Annotated in this window: 15 protein-coding genes; 10 read left to right on the top strand and 5 right to left on the bottom strand. The window is 68.5% G+C overall.

Features of this window, described 5'->3' with window-relative positions; genetic code table 11:
- Positions 1–34 precede the first annotated feature (34 nt).
- The 3 genes from topA to tldD form a co-directional block, all read right to left on the bottom strand.
- A complete protein-coding gene (topA, locus tag PRL19_RS01770) occupies positions 35–2,752 on the bottom strand; it encodes a type I DNA topoisomerase (protein ID WP_273743691.1) in 2,718 nt (905 codons plus the stop codon).
- Positions 2,753–2,846: 94 nt separating this feature from the next.
- On the bottom strand, positions 2,847–3,983 hold the full coding sequence (gene dprA, locus PRL19_RS01765; RefSeq protein WP_273743690.1) for a DNA-processing protein DprA: 1,137 nt from the start codon (positions 3,981–3,983) through the stop codon (positions 2,847–2,849).
- Between the two features lie 67 nt (positions 3,984–4,050).
- Positions 4,051–5,472, bottom strand: a complete 1,422-nt coding sequence (gene tldD / locus PRL19_RS01760) for a metalloprotease TldD (RefSeq protein WP_273743689.1) — start codon at positions 5,470–5,472, stop codon at positions 4,051–4,053.
- Between the two features lie 208 nt (positions 5,473–5,680).
- On the opposite strand from tldD, the gene coxB reads away from it, so the two are divergent.
- The 10 genes from coxB to PRL19_RS01710 all read left to right on the top strand — a co-directional run bounded on the left by coxB (position 5,681) and on the right by PRL19_RS01710 (position 14,620).
- Positions 5,681–6,586, top strand: a complete 906-nt coding sequence (gene coxB, locus PRL19_RS01755; RefSeq protein WP_084693889.1) for a cytochrome c oxidase subunit II — start codon at positions 5,681–5,683, stop codon at positions 6,584–6,586.
- A 68-nt stretch (positions 6,587–6,654) separates the two neighbouring features.
- Positions 6,655–7,572, top strand: coding sequence for a heme o synthase (gene cyoE, locus PRL19_RS01750; RefSeq protein WP_046001386.1), 918 nt, complete (start codon positions 6,655–6,657; stop codon positions 7,570–7,572).
- Complete coding sequence (locus tag PRL19_RS01745) at positions 7,572–7,802, top strand: hypothetical protein (protein ID WP_046001387.1); 231 nt, start codon at positions 7,572–7,574, stop codon at positions 7,800–7,802. Before cyoE ends, PRL19_RS01745 begins: the two co-directional genes overlap by 1 nt.
- The gene (locus PRL19_RS01740) at positions 7,799–8,371 is read left to right on the top strand and encodes a cytochrome c oxidase assembly protein (RefSeq protein WP_045982854.1); all 573 of its coding nucleotides are present in this window, start codon (positions 7,799–7,801) and stop codon (positions 8,369–8,371) included. Before PRL19_RS01745 ends, PRL19_RS01740 begins: the two co-directional genes overlap by 4 nt.
- A 34-nt stretch (positions 8,372–8,405) precedes the next feature.
- Positions 8,406–9,233, top strand: a complete 828-nt coding sequence (locus tag PRL19_RS01735) for a cytochrome c oxidase subunit 3 (RefSeq protein ID WP_045982855.1) — start codon at positions 8,406–8,408, stop codon at positions 9,231–9,233.
- A gap of 79 nt (positions 9,234–9,312) precedes the next feature.
- A complete protein-coding gene (locus PRL19_RS01730; protein WP_273743688.1) occupies positions 9,313–9,984 on the top strand; it encodes an SURF1 family protein in 672 nt (223 codons plus the stop codon).
- Positions 9,985–9,994: 10 nt separating this feature from the next.
- Positions 9,995–11,371 (top strand): threonine synthase, encoded by a 1,377-nt coding sequence (gene thrC / locus PRL19_RS01725; RefSeq protein ID WP_273743687.1) that lies wholly within the window; start codon positions 9,995–9,997, stop codon positions 11,369–11,371.
- Entirely contained in the window at positions 11,368–12,642 is a 1,275-nt protein-coding gene (locus PRL19_RS01720) for a M16 family metallopeptidase (protein ID WP_420704404.1), read from the top strand. Before thrC ends, PRL19_RS01720 begins: the two co-directional genes overlap by 4 nt.
- Entirely contained in the window at positions 12,642–13,223 is a 582-nt protein-coding gene (locus tag PRL19_RS01715; protein WP_273744433.1) for a GNAT family N-acetyltransferase, read from the top strand. The genes PRL19_RS01720 and PRL19_RS01715 overlap by 1 nt, the downstream gene beginning before the upstream one ends.
- Positions 13,223–14,620, top strand: coding sequence for an FAD-binding oxidoreductase (locus PRL19_RS01710; RefSeq protein ID WP_273743686.1), 1,398 nt, complete (start codon positions 13,223–13,225; stop codon positions 14,618–14,620). Before PRL19_RS01715 ends, PRL19_RS01710 begins: the two co-directional genes overlap by 1 nt.
- On the opposite strand, the gene PRL19_RS01705 is transcribed toward PRL19_RS01710, so the two are convergent.
- Positions 14,617–15,150, bottom strand: coding sequence for an adenine phosphoribosyltransferase (locus tag PRL19_RS01705; RefSeq protein WP_148911375.1), 534 nt, complete (start codon positions 15,148–15,150; stop codon positions 14,617–14,619). The two genes, PRL19_RS01710 and PRL19_RS01705, sit on opposite strands and share 4 nt — an antisense overlap.
- Positions 15,147–15,749 carry a flavin reductase family protein gene (locus tag PRL19_RS01700; RefSeq protein ID WP_045982860.1) on the bottom strand — a complete coding sequence of 201 codons (603 nt, stop codon included), beginning with the start codon at positions 15,747–15,749 and terminating at the stop codon, positions 15,147–15,149. Before PRL19_RS01700 ends, PRL19_RS01705 begins: the two co-directional genes overlap by 4 nt.
- Between the last annotated feature and the right edge of the window lie 8 nt (positions 15,750–15,757).

The following is a 15,757-nucleotide window of genomic DNA, read 5'->3' as shown; positions in this document are numbered from 1 at the left end:
CGCGGGGGCGGCGTGTTAGCGCCGCCACCCGGTCCTACTCGGCCTCGGGCTTGGCCGCGGCCTTTTTCGCGGCAGGCTTCTTGGCCGCGGGCTTCTTTGCCGCCGGTTTCTTGGCGGCAGGCTTCTTGGCGGCTGCCTTGGGCGCGGCCTTCTTGGCGGCCGGTTTCTTGGCCTTGGACGGCGATTTCGCAGCCTTGGCCGCGATCAGCTCCAACGCCTGTTCGACGGTCAGATCCTCGGGGGTGACGTCGCGGGGCAGGGTCGCGTTGACCTTGGCCCACTTGACATAGGGGCCGTACTTTCCGCCCAGGATCTGGATCGGACCGCCGTCCGGATGCTCTCCCAGCTCGCGCAGCGGTGCGGCCGCTGCGGCGCGGCCGCGGGTCTGCTTGGCGGCCAGCACCTCGACCGCGCGGTTCATGCCAATGGTGAAGACCTCGTCGACATCGGCGATGTTGGCGTATTTCGACCCGTGCTTCACATAGGGGCCAAAGCGGCCGATCCCGGCCTCGATCAGCACCCCGTCCTCGGGGTGGGGACCGACGGGGCGGGGCAGGGCCAGCAGCTGCACAGCCTGGTCCAGGTCCAGGGTCGCGACCTCCCATCCCTTCGGGATCGACGCGCGGGGGGGCTTGGGGGCCTCCTCGGTCGCCTCGCCGCGCTGGACATAGGGACCGAAACGCCCGGTCTTGAGGCTGATCTGATCGCCCGCATCCTCTCCCAGCACGCGGTCGCCGATGGGCGCCTCTCCGTCCGGGGCGGACAGGGGGCGGGTGTAGCGGCATTCCGGATAGTTGGTACAGCCGATGAAGGCCCCGCCCGACCGCGCGGTCTTGAGGTTCAGGCGGCCCTGACCGCACAGCGGGCATTCGCGCGGATCGCCCCCATCCGCCCGCGGCGGATAGAGATGCGGCGCCAGCGCGTCGTCGATCGCCTCCAGCACCTCGGTGATGCGCAGCTCGGACGTGCCCTCCAGTGCTTTGGAGAAGTCCTTCCAGAAGCGGCTCAGAACCTCGCGCCACAGGCGGTCGCCGGCGCTGATCTCGTCCAGCTCGTTCTCCAGGTCGGCGGTGAAGTCATAGCTGACGTATCGCGGGAAATACTTCAGCAGGAAGATCGTCACCAACCGGCCCTTGTCCTCGGCGATCAGGCGGTTCTTGTCCTTGCGGACATATTCGCGGTCCTGGATCGTGGTGACGATGCTGGCATAGGTCGACGGGCGTCCGATGCCCAGCTCCTCCATCCGCTTGACCAGCGTGGCCTCGGTATAGCGCGGCGGGGGCTGGGTGAAATGCTGTCGCGCTGCGGCCTGGGCCTTGTCGCTGACCAAGAGGCCCGGCCCGGCCTTCAGCCCCGCGGGGGCCGCGACCGCGTCGCCGCCCTTCTCGCGGGCCTTGGCCAGTTCGTCGTCGAAAGCGTCGGCGACCAGACGCGCGGCCTCGCCCTCGGTGATCGCGGGCAGGCGGGCGCTGTCCTCTCCGTCGTCGTCGTCGCGACCCTGGTCATAGACGCGCAGGAAGCCGTCGAACAGCATCACCTGGCCGGTGGCGCGCAGGCCGACCTGGTCGTCGGGGCTGGCGATCTCGACCGTGGTCCGCTCCATCCGGGCGGCCTCCATCTGGCTGGCGATGGTCCGCTTCCAGATCAGGTCGTACAGCTTGCGCTGATCGTCCGCGGTGATCTTCAGCTTGTCCGGCGACAGCATCATGTCGGTCGGCCGGATGCACTCATGCGCCTCCTGCGCGTTCTTGGCCTTGTTCTTGTACATGCGCGGCGATTTCGGCAGGTACTTGTCGCCGAACTTGGCCTTGATCGCGTCGCGGGCGGCCATCACGGCCTCGGGGGCCATGTCGATGCCGTCGGTCCGCATGTAGGTGATCAGCCCGGCCTCGTACAAGCGCTGCGCCGCCGACATGCAGGCCTTGGCGCCCATGCCCATCTTGCGGCTCGCCTCCTGCTGCAGGGTCGAGGTCATGAAGGGCGGCCAGGGGTTGCGGCTGGCGGGCTTGGCGGCGACCGACGCGACTTTCAGGTCGCGGCTTGCCACTGCGCTCAGCGCCATCGCGGCCTGATCAGCGGCGGCCAGGTCGAACCGGTCAAGCTTCTTGCCGGCCAGCGACACCAGCGTGGCGTCGTATTCGTCGCCGCCCGGGGTCGCCAGGCGGGCATGGACCGACCAGTATTCGCGTGCCTTGAAGGCCTCGATCTCCATCTCGCGGTCGACGATCAGGCGCAGGCAGACGGACTGGACGCGGCCCGCCGACTTTGCGCCCGGCAGCTTGCGCCACAGGACCGGCGACAGCTTGAACCCCACCAGATAATCCAGCGCGCGGCGCGCCAGATAGGCGTCGACCAGCGGCTGGTCGATCTGGCGCGGCTTGGCCATCGCCTCGGTCACGGCGGTCTTGGTGATGGCGTTGAAGGTCACGCGGCTGACCGCGCTGCCCTTCTTCAGGGCCGGGGCCAGCGCCTCCAGCAGGTGCCAGCTGATCGCCTCGCCCTCGCGGTCGGGGTCGGTGGCCAGAATCAGCGTCTGGTCGTCCTTCAGCGCGTCCTTGATCGCCTTGAGGTGCTTGCGGCTGTCGGCCGCGACCTCCCATTTCATGTCGAAATCATGGTCGGTGTCGACACTGCCGTCCTTGGGCGGCAGGTCGCGGACATGGCCGAAGCTGGCCAGAACCCGATAGTCGGAACCCAGGTATTTCTCGATGGTCTTGGCCTTGGCCGGGGATTCGACGACGACGACGGGCATGATGACCTCGGACAACTGCAATGGGGCGGCAAGATGGGTGCCGGGCGGGGCAGTGTCAACGGGGGGTGACAGCACAAGACCGCAAGACGGGGGGTCAGGACAGCGCCAGACGCCCCCCGGCCAGCCGCGTGACGCGGCCCTGCAGTTCCAGCGACAGGATCACCGCGCTGGCCGTCGCCGCCGGCACGCCCAGATCGCGGATCAGGTCGTTTTCCTCGGTCGGAGAGGGGGACAGGCGCTGCAGGATGCGGCTTTCCAGCTGGATCGGACCGCCCTGGTCACGCGGCGGGGGCGGCAGGGGGTCGGGCGCGGCCATCACGACGGGCGCGGGCAGGGGCCGGGTCTGCGCCAGCGCGTCGGCCACGTCCGCGGCGCTGCGCACCAGCGTCGCCCCGTCGCGGATCAGCGCGTTGCAGCCCGCCGCCCGTGCATCCATCGGATGTCCGGGCACGGCCATGACCTCTCGTCCCTGGTCCAGCGCGTTCCGGGCGGTGATCAGGGTGCCGGACCGCTGCGCGGCCTCGATCACCACGACGCCCTGTGACAGGCCTGACACGATGCGGTTGCGGGTCGGGAAATGCCGCGCCGCCGGTTCCGTGCCGGGCGGCTGTTCGGACACCAGCACGCCGCATTCGGCGATCCGCGCGGCCAGATCGGCATTTTCGGCCGGATAAATGACGTCGACGCCCCCGGCCATCACGGCGATGGTCCCGGTGGGCAGGGCCGCGGCATGGGCGGCGGTATCGACGCCGCGCGCCAGCCCGGCGGCCACGATGAACCCGGCCTCTCCCAGCCCGGCGGCCATGCCGCGCGCCATGCGCAGCCCCAGGGACGATGCGTTGCGCGCCCCGATCACCGCCATCACGTCGCGCGACAGCCAGGCCGGATCGCCCCGGACCCAAAGGATCGCGGGGGCGCCGTCGATCTGGCGCAGGCTGTCGGGATAATCGGCGCTGTCATGGCGGATCAGGCGCGCGCCCGCCCGCCGACCGGCGGCCAGTTCGGCCGCGGCGACGCCTTCGGGGCAGACGGCATAGTCGGCGATGCCGGACTGGGCCGCGATCCCGGGCAGCGCCTCCAGCGCGGCGCGGGCGCTGCCATGTTCGGCGATCAGGCGGTGGAACGTGGTGGGGCCCACGCGGCGCGACCGGATCAGCCGCAGCACGGACAGGTCGTCGTCGACGGCCGAGGCGGGCAGGCCGAAACGGGCAGGGGCAAGTCCGATGGTCATGGGGCACCTTCTGCAGGACGGCCCCAGGATAGCCCCGTGGTGGTTAACAATCGGTTAGCGCGCGCCCTCAGGCGGCCGAGCCGCCGACCGTCAGGCCGCCGATCATCAGCGTGGGCTGGCCCACGCCGACGGGCACCCATTGCCCCTGCTTGCCGCAATTGCCGATGCCGGGGTCCAGCGCCATGTCGTTTCCGATGGCGCGCACCTGCTGCAGCGCGGTCGCCCCGTCGCCGATCAGCGTCGCGCCGCGAATCGGGTCGCCGACGACACCGTTCCTGACGCGATAGGCCTCGGTGCAGCTGAAGACGAACTTGCCGTTGGTGATGTCCACCTGGCCGCCGCCGAAACCCACCGCATAGATGCCGTCGCGCAGGTCGGCCAGGATCGCCGCGGGATCCGCGTCGCCGCCCGGCATGAAGGTGTTGGTCATTCGCGGCATCGGGACATTCGCGAAGCTTTCGCGCCGGCCGTTGCCGGTGGGCGCCACGCCCATCAGCCGCGCGTTTTGGCGGTCCTGCATGTATCCGGTCAGGATGCCGTCCTCGATCAGCACGTTGCGGGCGGGGGGCGTGCCCTCGTCGTCGATGTTGATGCTGCCGCGGCGGCCCGCGATGGTGCCGTCATCAACCACGGTCACGCCGGGGGCCGCGACGCGCTGGCCCATCAGGCCCGCAAAGGCAGAGGCCTTCTTGCGGTTGAAATCACCCTCCAGCCCGTGGCCCACGGCCTCGTGCAGCAGGATGCCGGGCCAGCCCGGCCCCAGCACGACGTCCATCACCCCCGCCGGCGCGGGGATCGACCGCAGGTTGACCAGGGCGATGCGCAGCGCCTCGTGGACCAGCCCCTGCCAATGGTCGGGGGCCATCAGCTGTTCCAGCCCGTGACGTCCGCCGCCGCCGGCGCTGCCGCTTTCGCGGCGGTCGTTGTTCTCGACGATCACCGCGACGTTCAGGCGCGCCATGGGGCGGATGTCGGTGGCAAGTCCGCCCTCGGGGCGCAGGATGGCGATCTCCTGCAGGCTGCTGCCCATGGAAATGGTCACCTGCACGACCCGCGGGTCCAGCGCACGGGCAAAGGCGTCGATCTCGCGCAGCAGAGCGATGCGGCGGGCGGTCGAGATGCCCTCGGCCGGGTCGATCGCAGGATAGAGGTTCACCGGCTCCATCGCGGGGCGCATCGCGGCCGTTCCGCCGCCGCGGCCCACGGCCAGGCGCGCGGTCTCGGCCGCGCGGCGCAGCGCGGCCTCGGAGATGTCGGTCGAATGGGCATAGCCCGTGACCTCGCCCAGAACCGCGCGCAGGCCGAAGCCGCGCCCGGCCATGAAGCTGGAATTGCGCAGCCGGCCATCGTCGAAGACCAGCGATTCCTGCTGGCTGCGTTCCAGGAACAGCTCTCCGTCATCGGCGCCGGCCACGGCATCGCGCAGGATCCGCAGCGCGCCGTCCCGGTCCAGATCGGTCGAGAACGGGTCGAAGGACGGACGGGTCATGGCGGATCTCCTGGCGGTTGGCGGGCGGGGACGGGCCCTTGGACGGGCGCGGCAGGGGGTCGCGTTTCCTTCGGGCGGGGAAATGCTGTAGGTATGTCTTGCCCGTAAGGGCGAGATATGGTCATAGAACGGTCACTGTGAAAGGAAAAGGGGCAGCCTCCCGGCAGCCCCTGCGGTCATTGGGGCCGGGCCACTGCAACGGGATGGAATGATGGCAAAAGCGATGATGGGCCGTGCATTCGCGGCAGCGACAGGGTTCGCGACGGCGGGCATGTTGGCCGGGACTGCGATGGCACAGGACGTGCTGGGCGATCTGCCCACGATCGGCAAGCCGGTCGCAAGGGGCATGGGCTTTCAGCCGGCGTCCACGGAACTGGCGCGCGATCAGCAATGGCTGGACCATTTCGTGCTGATCATCATCACGGTCGTGACGGTCTTCGTCTGCCTGCTGCTGCTGTTCGTGATCTTCCGGTTCAACGCCAAGGCGAACCCGGTGCCCGCGAAATACACCCACAACACCCCGCTGGAGATCGGCTGGACCCTGGTCCCGGTGCTGATCCTGGTGGCCATCGGCGCCTTCTCCCTGCCGATCCTGTTCCGCAGCCAAGAGATGCCGGAAAATCCCGATGTCGTGATCAAGGCCACCGGCCACCAGTGGTACTGGTCCTATGAATATCCCGACAACGGCATCGCATTCGATTCGCTGATGCTGCCCGAGGAGGAGCTGGCCGAGAACGGCTATGCCCCCGACGAATACCTGCTGGCGACCGATACCACGGTGGTCGTGCCCGTCGGCCAGACCGTGCTGCTGCAGGTGACCGCCAGCGACGTGATCCATTCCTGGACCATCCCGGCCTTTGCCGTGAAGCAGGACGCCGTTCCGGGTCGCATCGCCCAGGCCTGGTTTAACGTCGAGCAGGAAGGCACCTATTTCGGTCAGTGCAGCGAGCTGTGCGGCATCAACCACGCCTACATGCCGATCGTCGTCAAGGCCGTCAGCCCCGAGGTCTATGCGGCCTGGGTCGCCGAGCAGGGCGGCACCATGGGCGACGAACCCGCACCGACCGCCAGCCTGGACGGCGCGGCCAAGGTCGACCTGGCCCGCGCCGACTGAGGTCGGACCCACCCAGGCCCGTGGCGGCATCCTGCCGGCACGGCCAAGGAACAGAGATTGCAGGCGCGATGACCGATATCAACGCATATGACGCCGCCCCCGAGGGCGAGTTCCGCGATTACGTCGCGCTGCTGAAGCCGCGTGTGATGTCGCTGGTCGTGTTCACCGCCTTTGTCGGTCTGTTCGTCGCCCCCGTCGACGTGCATCCCTTCATCGCCTTCTGTTCGGTGCTGTTCATCGCCCTGGGCGGCGGCGCGTCGGGCGCGCTGAACATGTGGTACGACCGCGACATCGACGCGATCATGAACCGCACGCAAAGCCGCCCCATCCCGTCGGGCCGGGTCGAGCACAGCGCGGCCCTGGGCCTGGGGCTGGTCCTGTCGATCATCTCGGTCATGATGCTGGGCCTGGTGGCGAACTGGTTCGCGGCCGGGTTCCTGGCCTTCACCATCTTCTTCTATGCCGTCGTCTATACGGTCTGGCTCAAGCGCTGGACGCCCCAGAACATCGTCATCGGCGGCGCCGCAGGCGCCTTTCCCCCTATGATCGGATGGGCCTGCGCGACGGGCGGGATCAGCATCGAATCGCTTCTGATGTTCGCCCTGGTCTTCTTCTGGACGCCGCCCCATTTCTGGGCGCTGGCGCTGTTCATGAAGGAGGACTATCACAACGCGGGTGTCCCGATGCTGACCGTGACCCACGGTCGCCGCGCCGCGCGCCGCCACATCTTCGCCTATACGCTGGTCCTGGCGCCCTTCGCGCTGTGGCTGGGCGTGACCTCGGTCGGCGGGCCGCTCTACATGGCGGTCGCGGTCGTGCTGAACGCGGCCTTCATCCGCGGCGGCTGGCAGGTTCTGCGCCGCGACGAGGACGCCGCGATCGCCGACGGCTATCTGGTCGAACGGCGCGTCTTCAAGCTGTCGCTCTATTATCTGTTCCTGCATTTCCTGGCCCTGCTGGTGCAGAGCTGGATGGGAGGCTGGTGATGGCCCTGCGCACCGAACACGAGATCCACCGCCGCCGCCGGTCCCGCAACGTGGGGCTGGGCATCGTGCTGCTGGGCTTTGTCGCGCTGGTCTTTGGCCTGACGGTGGTCAAGGTCCAGGAGGGCGGCCTGGTCGAGGGTTTCGACCACCAGCCGCGCGTGTCGCTGACCCCGATGGAACCGCAGGCCCCGGCCCAGGGCCAGGCCCCCGTGCAGGAGGTGACCGAATGAAGCGTCTGAGCCCCGAGGGCCGCACCGTCGCGATGCTGCTGGGCGTCGTCGTCACGATGGGCGCGCTGGCCTGGGCCGCCGTGCCCTTCTATGACTGGTTCTGCCGGGTGACCGGGTTCGGCGGCACCACGCAGGTGTCCGAGACCGCATCGGACCAGATCCTGGACGAGGTCGTGCGCGTCCGGTTCGACGCCAACACCGATTCCAACCTGGAATGGACCTTCCGCCCGATGCAGGCCCGCATGGACCTGAAGATCGGCGAAAGCGGACTGGCCTTCTACGAGGCCGTGAACAATTCCGACGTGCCGCTGACCGGAACGGCCAGCTACAACGTCGCCCCCGAGGTCTCGGGCTATTACTTCATCAAGGTCGAGTGCTTCTGCTTCACCGAGCAGACGCTGCAGCCGGGTGAACGGGTCGAGATGCCGGTCAGCTTCTACGTGGACCCCGAGTTGGTGGACGACCGCGACGCCGGTCATGTCCGCGACATCACGCTGTCCTATACCTTCCATCGGACCGAGCCGCGCAGCGCTGCGCTTGACAGCGGCGCGGCCGACACCATCAACTAAGACGAATACACGAGGGAGCCGACGGGGATCCGACATGGCGCACGCAAAGAACCACGACTATCACATCCTACCGGCCTCGGTCTGGCCGTTCCTGACCGCGATCGCGGTCTTCGTCATGCTGTTCGGCGCCGTGGCCTGGATGTCCGGAGAGGTGACCGTCATGGGCGTGCCGGTGACCGGCCCCTGGATGTTCGCGATCGGCCTGGTCGGCACCTTCTACGTGGCCTTCGCCTGGTGGGCTGACATGGTGCGCGAGGCCGAGCAGGGCGACCACACCCCGGTGGTCCGCATCGGCCTGCAGTACGGCTTCATCCTGTTCGTGATGTCCGAGGCGATGCTGTTCGTGTCGCTGTTCTGGAACTTCATCAAGCACGCGATGTACCCGATGGGCGAGAACAGCCCCATCACCGACGGCGTCTGGCCGCCGCAGGGCATCGAGACCTTCGACCCCTGGCACCTGCCGTTCATCAACACGCTGATCCTGCTTCTGTCGGGCGTGGCCGTGACCTGGGCGCACCATGCCTGGGCGCATGAGGGCGACCGTCGCACCACCATCAATGGCCTGGCGATCGCCGTGGTCCTGGGCCTGGTCTTCACCGGCCTGCAGGCCTACGAATACAGCCACGCGGCCTTTGGTCTGGCCGACACGGCCTATGCGGCGGCCTTCTACATCGCGACGGGTTTCCACGGCCTGCACGTGATCATCGGGACGATCTTCCTGGCCGTCTGCCTGCTGCGCTTCCAGAAGGGCCAGATGACCAAGGACCAGCATCTGGGGTTCGAGGCCGCCGCTTGGTACTGGCACTTCGTCGACGTGATCTGGCTGGTGCTGTTCGCCGTCATCTATGTCTGGGGCAGCTGATCCCCGACGGTGACCGTTCAAGGCGCGCGGGGCGATCGTCCCGCGCGTTTTTCGTTGTCCTTGCCCCCCGGAGCGCCCCATGCGCCGCTATCTGTTTCCCCTGATCCTCGGCGTCGTCGGCTGTGCCGTCCTGATCTATCTGGGGCTGTGGCAGCTGGACCGCCGCGCCTGGAAGGAGGACATGCTGGCAGACATCACCGCGGGCATTCAGGCCAATCCCGTGCCCTTGCCGGACGCGATCGACCCGTCGATGAAATACCTGCCGGTGACGGTCAGCGGCACCACCACCGGGGCCGAGATCGACGTGCTGTCCCACACCCGCGAACAGGGCGCCGGCTATCAGATCGTGTCGCGCTTCGTCACCGATGACGGACGCGCGATCCTGCTGGACCGGGGCTTCGTCCCGCAGGAGGCGCGTCGCATCGACCGGCCCCCCGTCCGCCTGCAGGTGACGGGAAACCTGCACTGGCCGCAGGATGCCAGCAGCTCGACCCCGGCGCCGAACATGGACGAGAACATCTGGTTCGCCCGCGACGTGGACGCGATGGCCCTGACGCTGGACACGCTGCCCGTGCTGGTCGTCGCCAGCGCCGTCGAGGGCGACAATCAGGGCGCCCGTCCCCTGCCGGTGGCCATCGAGGGGATTCCCAACAACCACCTGTCCTATGCGGTGCAGTGGTTCCTGATCGCGGCCACCTGGGCGGTGATGACACTGGCGTTGATCTGGCGTATCAGGCAGCGCAGCTACTGAAGGATTTCCGATGCGTTACGTCTCGACGCGGGGCCAGGCCCCGGTGCTGAATTTCGAACAGGCCATGCTGTCGGGGCTGGCGCGCGACGGGGGCCTGTACCTGCCAGAGACGATCCCGGCCTTCGAGGGGCTGGAGCAACTGGACGGCCTGTCCTACGAGGAGGTGGCGTTCCGCGTGGTGCGCCCCTTCACCGACGACAGCTTCAGCGATGATGAATTGCGCGGCGCCATCGACCGCGCCTATGCGCGCATCAGCCACGATGCCCGCGCGCCGCTGGTCCAGCTGGCCCCCGGCCATCACCTGCTGGAGCTGTTCCACGGGCCCACGCTGGCCTTCAAGGATTTTGCGATGCAGCTGATCGCACAGCTGTTCCAGATCGCCCTGACGCGGTCGGGCCAGCGGATCACCATCGTGGGCGCCACCTCCGGCGACACCGGATCGGCCGCCATCGAGGCCTTCCGCGGCATAGACAACGTGGACGTGTTCATCATGTATCCGCATGGCCGTGTGTCCGAGGTCCAGCGCCGCCAGATGACCACGCCCCCCGCCGCCAACGTCCATGCGCTGGCCGTGACCGGGCATTTCGACGACTGCCAGGCGCGGCTCAAGGACCTGTTCAACGACCATGCCTTCCGCGACGGGGTGGGGCTTGCGGGCGTGAACAGCATCAACTGGGCCCGCGTCGTGGCGCAGATCGTCTATTACTTCACCGCGACCGCGTCGCTTGGCATGCGGCCCACCGATTTCTGCGTGCCGACAGGCAATTTCGGCGACATCTTCGCGGGCTCCATCGCGCGCCAGATGGGCCTGCCGATCCGCCGTCTGATCGTCGCCACGAACCAGAACGACATCCTGCACCGCGCGTTGACCAGCGGCGAATACCGCATGGGCGAGGTCGAGCCCTCGATCAGCCCGTCGATGGACATCCAGGTCAGCTCGAACTTCGAACGCGCGCTGTATCTGGCCTACGGCCAGGACGCGGGCGCGATCCGGCAGCTGATGGAGGAGCTGAAACAGGGCGGCTTCGCGATCAGCCAGGGCGCGCTGGAGGCCCTGCGCGAGCAATATGTCTCGGGCCGCGTGTCCGAGGAGGAGACGCTGGACACGATCCGCGCCATGCGCGAGCGGACCGGAGAGATCCTCTGCCCGCACAGCGCCGTGGGCGTCGCCGTGGCCGAGCGCCATCTGGAGCCTGGCGTGCCGATGGTCACGCTGGCCACCGCGCATCCGGCCAAATTCCCCGATGCGGTGGAACGCGCCATCGGGGTGCGCCCCGGCCTGCCGCCGCATATGGCGGACCTGTTCGACCTGCCCGAGCGCCTGACCCGGGTTGAAAACGACGTGGACGCGCTTAAGTCCCTGATCCTTGAACGGAGGACCGCGTGAGCCAAGACCCCACCCCGCGCCTGACCACGCTGCCCAACGGGCTGCGCATCGTGACCCGGCAGATGCCCGGACTGCATTCGGCGGCCCTGGGCATCTGGGTCAGCGCGGGCGGGCGCAATGAACGCGCCGACCAGAACGGCATCGCGCATTTCCTGGAGCACATGGCCTTCAAGGGCACCGCAACCCGCAGCGCACTGCAGATCGCCGAGGCGATCGAGGATGTGGGCGGGTATATCAACGCCTATACCTCGCGCGATGCGACGGCCTATTACGTCCGCGTGCTGGAGGATGACGTCGATCTGGCCTTCGACGTGATCAGCGACATCGTCCTGAACCCCGTCTTCGACGAACGCGAGATCGAGGTCGAGCGCGGCGTGATCCTGCAGGAGATCGGGCAGTCGCTGGACACGCCCGACGACATCATCTTCGACTGGCTGCAGGAGGCAGCCTATCCGGACCAGCCGATGGGCCGCACCATCCTGGGCCCCGCCGAACGCGTCAGCAGCTTTGGCCGCGCCGATCTGGCCGGTTTCGTGACCGAGAATTATGGCCCCGGCCAGATGGTCGTGGCCGCCGCCGGGTCGGTCGATCACGATCGCATCGTGCGGCTGGCCGAAGAGGTGCTGGGCCATATCGTGCCGCGTCCCCAGGGTCCGCGCGAACAGGCCCGCTGGCAGGGGCTGGAGAGCCGGACAGTCAAGCCGCTGGAGCAGGCGCATTTCGCGCTGGCGCTGGAAGGGCCGGGCTATCTGGCGCCCGATTTCTATGCCGCCCAGATCTTCTCCTCCGCCCTTGGCGGGGGGATGTCGTCGCGGCTGTTCCAGAAGATCCGCGAGGAACGCGGGCTGTGCTATACAATTTTTGCGCAGTCGGGTTTCCATGACGACACGGGGATGCTGACCATCTATGCCGGCACCGGCGCCGAGGATCTGGGCGATCTGGCGACCCTGACCATCGACGAGGTCCGTCGTGCGGCCGACGACATGTCCGAGGCCGAGATCGCCCGCGCCAAGGCGCAGCTGCGGGCGGGACTGCTGATGGGGCTGGAAAGCCCCTCCGGCCAGGCCGAGCGCATGGCGCGCAGCCTGGCGATCTGGGGCCGCGTCCCGGACCCGGCCGAGGTTGCCGAACGCATCGCCGCGGTCACCGCCGCGGACGTGCGCGCGCATGCCGAGGCGCTGCTGGCCAATGCCCGCCCGGCGTTGGCGCTTTATGGTCCGGTGGACGGTGCGCCGTCGCGCGAGGCCCTGGCCGAACGGCTCGCCGCATGATCCTGGCGCGGCGCCGTGCCTTTCGGCTGGATGCCGAACGCATCGCGCTGCGCCTGCCATTGCATTCCGATTTCGGCGCGTGGCGGACGCTGCGCGATGACAGCCGCGCCTTTCTGACCCCGTGGGAGCCGGTCTGGTCCCCCGACCATCTGTCACGCAAGAGCTTTACCAACCGCGTCTATTGGGCGGCCCGCTCTGCCAGGGCGGGGACCGCCTATCCGCTGTTCCTGGTCCATCGCGACGGCACGTTGCTGGGCGCGATCACGCTGGACAACATCCGCCGCGGCCCCGCGCAGTCGGGCACCATCGGATACTGGATCGGGCAGGAGCATGCCCGACATGGCTATATGCGCGAGGCGATCGGGGCGCTGGTGCATCACGCCTTCACCGCGTTGGACCTGAGCCGAATCGAGGCCGCCTGCCTGCCCGAGAATGCCGCATCGCGGGGCGTGCTGGAACGGTCGGGCTTCAAGTACGAGGGCGTGGCCCAGAGCTATCTGCAGATCGACGGTCGCTGGCGCAACCATGTGCTTTACGCCAACCTGCGCAGCGACCGGCGCGGAAAGACCGAGGTGCGCTGATGCTGATCCCCGCCGACAAGACCCTGGCCGCGGCCCTTCCCGCGGGCGTGCTGCGCGACCCGTCCCCCGTCTATACCGAGGAACCGCGGGGCCGGTATCACGGGCAGGCGGGCCTGGTCGCCGCGCCCCGCGACACGCAGGAATGCGCCGCGATCATCCGCGCCTGTGCCGCGGCACGCGTCCCGGTGGTGCCCCGCGGTGGGGGCACCGGGCTGGTCGGGGGGCAGGTGATAACGGACGGCCCCGCGCCCCTGATTCTGTCGATGGAGCGGATGACAGCGATTCGCGGCACCTTTGCCGAGGAAGGGGTGATGATCGCCGAATCGGGCGTGACGCTGCAGGCGGCGCGGCAGGCGGCGGCGGGCGCGGGACGGCAGTTCCCACTGTCGCTGGCCTCGCAGGGCTCGGCCCAGATCGGTGGCGTGCTGTCGACCAATGCGGGGGGCGTGAACGTCCTGCGATACGGCAATGCCCGCGCGCTGTGCCTGGGGCTGGAGGCGGTGCTGCCCGACGGGTCGGTGATGCACGACCTGAAGCGCCTGCGGAAGGACAACACCGGATACGATCTGCGCGACCTGCTGATCGGGGCTGAGGGCACCCTGGGCATCATCACCGCCGCCTCGCTGGTCTTGGCCCCGGTGCCTGCAGAGACCGGCGTCGCGATGCTGGTGGTGGACAGCCCCGCCGCCGCCCTGTCGCTGCTGTCACTGGCGCAGGCCCGCATGGCGGGCGGCGTCACGGCCTTCGAACTGATCTCGGGCCAGAGCCTGCATTTCCTGGACGCGGCCTTTCCTGACATGCGCCAGCCGTTCGACACGCGGCCCGACTGGCTGGTTCTGATCGAGGTCGGCCTGCCCGCGGGCCTGTCGGCCGACGCGGCGCTGGAGGGGCTGTTCACCGCGGGGGCCGAGGCCGGTCTGGTCCATGACGGCGTCATCGCGCAATCGGGCCAGCAGGGCGCGGACCTGTGGGCGCTGCGCGAGCATATCCCGCTGGCCAACCGCCATGTCGGCGCCATCGCCAGCCATGACATCAGCCTGCCTCTGTCCGAGGTCGCCCGCTTCATCGACGATGCGGGGGCCTGGCTGGCGGGGCAGGGGGACATGCGCGTCAACTGCTTCGGCCATCTGGGCGACGGCAACCTGCATTACAACCTGTTCCCGGCGGCGGGCCGAACCCGCGACGACTACGAAACCATCCGCCGCGACCTTTCGCGCAGGCTGCACGAAATGGTCGTGGCGCGTGGCGGGTCGTTCTCGGCCGAACATGGCGTGGGGCGGCTTAAGGCCGCCGATCTGGCGCGGTGGGGCGATCCGGCGCGGCTGGCGGCGATGCGGGCGATCAAGGGGGCGCTGGACCCCCTTGGCATCATGAACCCCGGCGCGGTGCTGGCCTAGGCCCCCTCGAACTCGCAGAGCGCGTGGACCGGCATGTCCATGCCCTCCAGAACCTTGCGCCCGCCCAGTTCGGGCAGGTCGATCACGAAGGCGCAACCGATGACCTCGGCGCCCAGCCTGCGGCACAGCGTGATCGCCGCCGCCGCCGTGCCGCCGGTGGCCAGCAGGTCGTCCACGATCAGGACCTTTTCGCCGGGCTTCAGCGCGTCGTCATGAATCTCCATGATCGCCTCGCCATATTCCAGCTGATAGGCCTCGGAGATGACGGTGCCGGGCAGCTTGCCTTTCTTGCGGATCGGCACGAAGCCGGTCGACAGCTGATGCGCCACCGCGCCGCCCAGGATGAAGCCGCGCGCCTCCAGCCCCACCACCTTGTCGATACGGGTCCCGGCATAGGCGTGCAGGATCTGGTCCACCGCCATGCGGAACCCGCGCGCATCCGCGAACAGCGTAGTCACGTCGCGGAAGATGATCCCCTCATGCGGGAAATCATGGATGGAGCGGACATAGTCCTTGACGGTGCGGCTCATGCAGGGCGGTCCATTTCGAAAAGATCGGTCACCGCGGCATAGTCCTTGTATCCCAGACGCGCAATCCAGCCGCCCGCGGCACGCGGATCGAACCGCCCGTCCACGACGCAATCGTCGCGCATGTGGATGCCGGTAACCACGCCGAAGACGGCAAAGTTCGCCTGGCCGGCCAGCGGCACGATCTGGGTCATGCGGCATTCCAGCGCCGCCGCAGCGCCTGCCACGCGCGGACAGTCGATGGTGGTGCAATCGGCGGCCTCGATCCCGGCGGCTGCGAATTCGCTGGCCCCCGCGGGCAGCGGGGCCGAGGTCGCGTTGACCGCGTCGCGCAGATCGCCCGTGGCGATGTTCACGCAGAAGACGCCCGTCTCGATGATCTGGGCCACGCTGTCCTTGGTGCCGGGGCGGTCGCCCTTGGCGCCGGTCGAGGCGAACATCACCTGCGGCGGCACATAGGCCACGGCGTTGAAGAAGGAATAGGGCGCCAGGTTGTCGCCCTGCGACCCGCGGGTCGAGATCCAGCCGATCGGGCGGGGGGCGATGATCGCGTTGAAGGGATTGTGCGGCAGGCCGTGTCCGGCTTCGGGGCGATAGAACATGGGCGGCC

Origin of the sequence: Paracoccus marcusii, from assembly GCF_028621715.1 — a bacterium.
GTDB lineage: Bacteria > Pseudomonadota > Alphaproteobacteria > Rhodobacterales > Rhodobacteraceae > Paracoccus > Paracoccus marcusii.
This window is presented reverse-complemented; position numbering and strand designations above follow the sequence as displayed.

Bases quoted from the DNA above. Each gene is read 5' to 3' on its own strand.
- PRL19_RS01700 (WP_045982860.1), bottom strand. From the start codon at position 15,749: ATGTTCTATCGCCCCGAAGCCGGACACGGCCTGCCGCACAATCCCTTC.
- tldD (WP_273743689.1), bottom strand. From the start codon at position 5,472: ATGACCCGTCCGTCCTTCGACCCGTTCTCGACCGATCTGGACCGGGAC.
- PRL19_RS01705 (WP_148911375.1), bottom strand. From the start codon at position 15,150: ATGAGCCGCACCGTCAAGGACTATGTCCGCTCCATCCATGATTTCCCG.
- PRL19_RS01730 (WP_273743688.1), top strand. From the start codon at position 9,313: ATGCGCCGCTATCTGTTTCCCCTGATCCTCGGCGTCGTCGGCTGTGCC.
- PRL19_RS01740 (WP_045982854.1), top strand. From the start codon at position 7,799: ATGAAGCGTCTGAGCCCCGAGGGCCGCACCGTCGCGATGCTGCTGGGC.
- PRL19_RS01735 (WP_045982855.1), top strand. From the start codon at position 8,406: ATGGCGCACGCAAAGAACCACGACTATCACATCCTACCGGCCTCGGTC.
- PRL19_RS01710 (WP_273743686.1), top strand. From the start codon at position 13,223: ATGCTGATCCCCGCCGACAAGACCCTGGCCGCGGCCCTTCCCGCGGGC.
- topA (WP_273743691.1), bottom strand. From the start codon at position 2,752: ATGCCCGTCGTCGTCGTCGAATCCCCGGCCAAGGCCAAGACCATCGAG.
- PRL19_RS01745 (WP_046001387.1), top strand. From the start codon at position 7,572: ATGGCCCTGCGCACCGAACACGAGATCCACCGCCGCCGCCGGTCCCGC.
- cyoE (WP_046001386.1), top strand. From the start codon at position 6,655: ATGACCGATATCAACGCATATGACGCCGCCCCCGAGGGCGAGTTCCGC.
- coxB (WP_084693889.1), top strand. From the start codon at position 5,681: ATGATGGCAAAAGCGATGATGGGCCGTGCATTCGCGGCAGCGACAGGG.
- thrC (WP_273743687.1), top strand. From the start codon at position 9,995: ATGCGTTACGTCTCGACGCGGGGCCAGGCCCCGGTGCTGAATTTCGAA.
- dprA (WP_273743690.1), bottom strand. From the start codon at position 3,983: ATGACCATCGGACTTGCCCCTGCCCGTTTCGGCCTGCCCGCCTCGGCC.